The 3945-nt window shown below is 61.3% G+C and carries 4 protein-coding genes and 1 pseudogene; 2 read left to right on the top strand and 3 right to left on the bottom strand.

Annotated features, from left to right (window positions below):
• A pseudogene (locus ACIREA_RS28080) lies at positions 1-483 on the top strand (nucleotidyltransferase); the annotation flags it as partial.
• 9 nt (positions 484-492) lie between these two features.
• Here ACIREA_RS28080 and ACIREA_RS28075 read toward each other — a convergent pair.
• Both ACIREA_RS28075 and rsmD read right to left on the bottom strand, forming a co-directional pair.
• Positions 493-1818 carry a 3-deoxy-D-manno-octulosonic acid transferase gene (locus ACIREA_RS28075; protein WP_397385629.1) on the bottom strand — a complete coding sequence of 442 codons (1326 nt, stop codon included), beginning with the start codon at positions 1816-1818 and terminating at the stop codon, positions 493-495.
• Complete coding sequence (gene rsmD / locus ACIREA_RS28070; RefSeq protein WP_397385628.1) at positions 1799-2380, bottom strand: 16S rRNA (guanine(966)-N(2))-methyltransferase RsmD; 582 nt, start codon at positions 2378-2380, stop codon at positions 1799-1801. Before rsmD ends, ACIREA_RS28075 begins: the two co-directional genes overlap by 20 nt.
• Positions 2381-2611: 231 nt before the next feature.
• Here rsmD and ACIREA_RS28065 point away from each other — a divergent pair, with 231 nt between their 5' ends.
• A complete protein-coding gene (locus tag ACIREA_RS28065; RefSeq protein WP_397385627.1) occupies positions 2612-3124 on the top strand; it encodes a cupin domain-containing protein in 513 nt (170 codons plus the stop codon).
• A gap of 75 nt (positions 3125-3199) precedes the next feature.
• Here ACIREA_RS28065 and ACIREA_RS28060 read toward each other — a convergent pair.
• On the bottom strand, positions 3200-3945 hold a 746-nt coding region (locus ACIREA_RS28060), incomplete at its 5' end, for a PQQ-binding-like beta-propeller repeat protein (protein ID WP_397385626.1).

The following is a 3945-nucleotide window of genomic DNA, read 5'->3' as shown; positions in this document are numbered from 1 at the left end:
GGCAAAAGCCACTGGTCCATGGTGGGCTTCTACTTGAAGAACACGCTTTCAGAGCACGGCAGCGTCTCACGCGGCGTCTGCACCTGCGATGCCAGCGGCATGCTGAGCACGGTGCTGGAGATGACCAAGATTTTCAAATGCGACACCGGTGCGGAAAACCGCGAGGTGGAGGGCGCTTACGTCCCGCTCACCGGAGACGAAGTCGTGTCCATGAACTTCTTCGGTTTCACCCCGGACATCTTCGCGCACCTGCGCACCGCCTTTGCCGCCTTCCTCGCCGAGCGCGGCACTGAGCTCAAATCCGAGTGCTACGTGCCTGCCCAAGTGGATGCGCTGATCGCCGCTGGCAAGGCCGACGTGCGTGTGCTGGAAACGACGGGCAAGTGGTTCGGTGTCACCTATCCTGAAGACAAAGCGGAAGTCGTGGCGAGCATTCGCGCGCTGATTGATGCGGGTGAGTACCCGCAATCGCTTTGGGCCTGAAGTTCTCGCTTAGTTTGGCAGCAACCGCTCCACGCTGCGCATCGTCGCGCCTTCGTGAATCGTCAGCGCATCGTGGCCAGCCTGCGCCATGCGCGCGGCTTTGGCCTGATCCTGCAACAGCGTGCGGCAGGCGGATTCCAGCTCTGCAAAATCAGCGACCTGTTGCGCGCCTCGGTGCTTCAGCAGCAGATCCACCAGCGGCGTGAAGTTTTCCATGTGAGGTCCAAAGAGCACCGGCTTCTGCGCCAGCGCGGCCTCGGCGGGGTTCTGGCCGCCTTGAGCGAGGAAGCTCTTCCCGACCACCACCAGCGTGGCGAGATGCTGCCACGCGGCGAGTTCGCCCGTGGTGTCGATCAGAAAGACGGGCGCACTGGCATCCACACGCGAGTTGGGCACGCTGCGCAGGGCAGGGGAGATGCCGATGCTTTGCAAATCAGCGCTGATTTCCGCACGGCGCTCCACATGGCGTGGCACGATGAGCAGCGCGAGATTGCTCACCTGTTCTCGCAGACGCAGGAAGACGCGCGCGAGTTCGATCTCTTCCCCCGCATGCGTGCTGGCGGCAAGCAGCGTGGGCTGCGCCTCGGCAATGCCGGCGAGAGCGCGCACCGCACGCAGTTCCTCGATTTTGATGGCTGGCACGACCGCACCTTCAGGATCGTATTTGATGCTGCCAGTGAGGTGGATGCGCTCTGCATCGACTCCAAAGCCCTGCCAGCGCGCGACGTCGTCGGCCTCCTGCACAAGGACCTGCTTGAGCATGCGAAAGATCGGCCCGATGAACCAGCTGAACTTGCGGTAGCGGCGCTCGCTGCGCGGAGAGAGCCGCGCGTTGACCAGCGAAATGGGAATGCCGAGGCGTGAGGCAGCGGCCGTGAGGTTGGGCCACACTTCCGCCTCGACGAGCACCAGCTGCGTGGGCTGAATGCGCTCCAGCATGAGACGGCCCACACCCGGCAGATCAATGGGACTGTAGATGGCCACCATGCGGCCTGCATGCTGCGCCGCCAGTTCCTCAGCGAGCGCATGCCCCGTGGGTGTCGTCGTGCTGAGCACGATGCCGAGGTCGGCATTGGTTTTGAGCAGGCGTGAGATGAGCTTCTTTGCCACCCCCACCTCTCCCACGCTCACCGCATGCACCCAGAAGCGTTCGCGCTGGGGCAGGGCATTGATGGCGGCCTGAGTCTCCCGGGGAAACAAGCCGAAGCGCTGGGCGAGATCCTGCCAGCGGCCATTGCGGCGGCGCATCTTGCGGATGGCTCCCGGCAGCATCAGCACCAGCCCCAAAGGCAGCGCCAGATTGTAGAGACTAAGGCTAAGCGCTTTCGATGCCATGCGGAAGTTTGCGCAGCCAGACGATGCGGGTGGAGCCGTAATTGCGATCAGTCAGCACCTCCCAGCCGGGCCAGCTTTTCGTTTCGCGGTTGAAGTGGTGACTTTCCAGAATGAGGTGGCTCTCCGCGTGCAGCAGTGTCGGGAGAGCTTCTTCGGCGAGCAGTTTGGCAACGAAATCCGTGTCTGTATCACAGTGCGTGTACGGAGGATCGGCAAAGATGAGGTCGAACTGTTTGCCGTCGCGTTGCAGCAGCGGCAACATGGTGAACACATCCCCGTGGCGCACCGTGGCCCCCGTGAGACGGGTCTTGGCGATGTTCTTGCGGATCACGTCGCAGGCCCCTTTGTTCTCATCCACAAACATCGCTGAAGCCGCGCCCCGGCTCAGGCATTCCAGGCCGATGGCCCCTGTGCCGGCAAACAAATCCAGCACATGCGCCCCCGGGACGAGTTCCCCGAGCATCGAGAACACAGCCTGCCTTACCCGATCCTGCGTGGGCCGGGTGACGGTTTTGGGGACTTCGAGAGCGAGCCCTCCTGCACTGCCAGAAATGATACGCACCCAGTTCCTTTAGCGGTGGGCTGAAGGGATGCAAGAAGGGGCTGCAGCGGGAGGAACGGACAATGGAAAAACACCTGAGGGCAGGTGCAGTCGAATCGTCGTGTGTTCTGGCTGCTGGCAGGCTCGCCTTTGGCCTAAGTAAAGAATCAGCCGGGCAGCCAAATCAGGCTTCCGCCACACGAGTTTTCTCGACAGTAGGCGATTTGGCTATTATGGTTAAAGATGGAAAACATGGAAAAAGCTCTTCATTCACCATTTGGGTTCAACGACAGCGCCCCTGCTCATACCGCGAACCGGAAGCCCAGCACCTTCCCCCTGATTCAGACGGGATCCATCCATCAGCAAGATCTCCAGCTGGCACCCATCAATCCCGATTGGATTCTGGAGGGCAACCCGATTGCCCGGGCCACCACCCTGGCGATCGCGGCGGACAACACACTTTCCTGTGCGGTCTGGGAGTGCCAGGCGGGCAAATTTAAGTGGGTGTTTGGCCTGGATGAGATTGTGCAGATTCTGGAAGGCGAGGTGGTGATCGAAGAACAAAACCCGGGCCGCAAGGTCCACACCCTGCGTGCCGGTGACACGGCCCTCTTTCAGGATGGAATGACCACCCTGTGGACGGTGCCCAAATACGTGAAGAAGTTCGCCATTCACCGCACCATTCCCCGCTCCTTCGTCTGGCGCCTCAAGCGCAAAATGCGTCATCTTCTCGGGCTGGTGACAAAGACTGGCCTAGGCTGCTAAGGAGCCATGGTCCACTTCGAGGCCGCCGTGGAGACACTGAGCATGGCGTGATTCGGAAAGAGTCCGTCACGCACCTCACTTCCCATTCTTAAACACATACAGCACCCCGTCATCCGCTCCAAACAGCACGTAGTTCCCGGCGACAGCCGCTGACGTCTTCACCGGGGCACCGATTTCGTTGTGCCACACCTCTTTCCCCGTCTTAAGGTCGAGGGCGTAGATGTAGCCGTCGTCGCAGCCAAAGAGTGCCACTTTGCCGGCGCAGATGACGGCGCTGCTGTCGATGCGATCACGGGCGCGGAATTCCCAAAGTTGCGCGCCGGTGACGCGGTCGATGGCGTGGAAGCGTTTGTCACGGCCGCCAACAAAGACACCCTTCTCCCAGATGGCGGGCGCGGCATAGTACTCGAAGTCGCGCTCGCCGTATTCCCAGACCTTCGTGCCGTCGGCGATGCGGTAGGCACCCACGCGGTTGCCGTAATGACTGACGTAGATGACGCCGTCGGCGATGGCGACGTTGTTGCCGATGTAGGCCCCCACTTCAATCTGTCGCTCCTCCTTGCCGGTCTTCACATCATGCACGTGCAGCACGCTGTCGCAGCCGCCGAAGACGACCTTGCCGTCTCCCACGGCGGAGCCTCCGTTGATGTAGTAGCCGGTTTCAGCGGCCCACTCCTTCACGCCCGTTTTGGCGTCGAGGCAGTAGATGGAGTAGTCGTAGCTGCCGATGATGATTTTCTGCGCCTTGGTTTCGGGATTCGTCCAGACATTGGCGGCGGCGTGGATCTCGGCCTGCGTTTCAAACTTCCAGACTTCCTTGC

This window comes from Prosthecobacter sp., assembly GCF_044373815.1.
Classification (GTDB): domain Bacteria; phylum Verrucomicrobiota; class Verrucomicrobiia; order Verrucomicrobiales; family Verrucomicrobiaceae; genus Prosthecobacter.
This window is presented reverse-complemented; position numbering and strand designations above follow the sequence as displayed.

Coding starts and splice junctions, on each gene's coding strand:
- ACIREA_RS28075 (WP_397385629.1), bottom strand. CDS start 1,818: ATGGCATCGAAAGCGCTTAGCCTTAGTCTCTACAATCTGGCGCTGCCT.
- ACIREA_RS28065 (WP_397385627.1), top strand. CDS start 2,612: ATGGAAAAAGCTCTTCATTCACCATTTGGGTTCAACGACAGCGCCCCT.